1 protein-coding gene is annotated in these 1687 nt (G+C 70.7%); it reads left to right on the forward strand.

The window, feature by feature from the left end; all coding sequences use genetic code 11:
• Positions 1-272: 272 nt before the first annotated feature.
• Entirely contained in the window at positions 273-1487 is a 1215-nt protein-coding gene (locus ACIBJG_RS38790) for an IS110 family transposase (protein ID WP_399315063.1), read from the forward strand.
• The last annotated feature ends 200 nt before the right edge of the window (positions 1488-1687 follow it).

Raw genomic sequence — 1687 nt, forward strand, 5'->3', positions numbered from 1 at the left:
CCCGTTACCTTTTCTGTGGCCCCGCAATGGGGCGCCTGGCCCCCGGGCCCGGTATGGCTGTGTGCCCCCTGTCGAAGTCGATGACCTGGGGGGTGTTGCCGCCGGGCTTCGGGGCACCGCTTGACCGCTGATGAGGGGCCTGACGACCGCCTGGTCCGGCGCAATGCCGGACCGCTTTGCGGGTGGGGATGTCTGCGTAACGTGGTTGCCGGCGTGTGGTGCCGCAGGGACGGCCGGGAGTTGAGGCGACGAGAGGCGAGGGGCACGCGCACATGGTCGACACGACCGCGATAGATCTCTTCCTCGGCCTGGACCTGGGCAAGGAGTTCCACCACGCCCACGGCCGGACCAGGGACGGCAGAACCGTGCACGACAAACGGCTGCCCAACACCGAACCGAAACTGCTGGAGCTGTTCACCAAGCTGGTGGGCAAGTTCGGCACCGTATTGGTGATCGTGGACCAGGTCGCCAACATCGGCGCACTGCCGCTGACGGTGGCCCGCGCGGCGGGCTGCCGGGTCGCTTACCTGCCCGGCCTGTCGATGCGGCGGGCCGCCGACCTGCACCCGGGCGAGGCCAAGACCGACGCCCGCGACGCGTTCGTGATAGCCGAGACCGCCCGGTCCATGCCGCACACTCTGCGCGCGGTGGACCGCGACGACGAGGTGCTGGCCGAGCTGACGATGCTCACCGGCTACGACAACGACCTGGCCGGCGAGGTCAACCGCACCACCAACCGGCTGCGCGGCCTGCTCTCCCAGATCCACCCCTCCCTGGAACGGGTCCTGGGACCACGCCTGACTTACCCCTACGTCCAGGCCCTCCTGCAGCGGCACGGCTCGCCCGCCCGGCTCAAGAGACTGGGCCGGGCCCGCTGCGAGGCCCTGCTCAAGGCACACGGCTCGCGCAAGGCCCACCACCTGAGCGGGGAGATCTTCGACGCGCTCGCCGAGCAGACCCTCGTCGTTCCCGGCACCGAAGCGTCCGCGTTGATCGTGCCGGGCCTGGCCGCCCAGCTCGCCGCCGCCCACGCCCAGCGCCAGGCCACCGAGCAGGAGATCGCCGCCCTGCTGGAGGCCCTCCCTCTTTTCCACCTCCTGACGTCCCTGCCCGGCCTGGGCGTCAGGACCACAGCCGCGGTGATCGTCGCGATCGGTGACGGCACCGGCTTCCCCACTGCCGGACACCTCGCCTCGTACGCCGGACTCGCCCCGGCCACGAAGTCCTCGGGCACCTCGATCCGCGGCGAGCACGCACCCCACCGCGGCAACCGACTCCTCAAACGCGCACTGTTCCAGGCCGCGTTCGCCGCGATCGGCTGCAAAGGCGACCCGTCCTCCCGGATCTACTACGACCGTCAGCGGGCCCGCGGCAAGACCCACACCCAGGCCATCCTCCGCCTGGCCCGGCAACGTGTGAACGTCATCCACGCGATGATCCGCAACGGCACCCTCTACGAACCTCGCGCCCTCGACCTCGCCGCCTGACATCCACGTCACCCTCTACCCCTTCCGGCCCGCCGCACCCGTCACCGGCACGGCCACCCCCGCCGCGCCGGCCATCAGGCTGCCCGCACCGCGCCCGATCCGCCGGGAACGTCCCGCTTCGCGGCACGTTCCCGAAAACCAGCACGAACCCCTACGAATTAGCTCCGCCAGGGTTGACGAAACAGATAGGGGCACCCCCC

The sequence above is a fragment of the Streptomyces sp. NPDC050422 genome, from assembly GCF_044458665.1.
Taxonomy (GTDB): Bacteria; Actinomycetota; Actinomycetes; order Streptomycetales; family Streptomycetaceae; genus Streptomyces.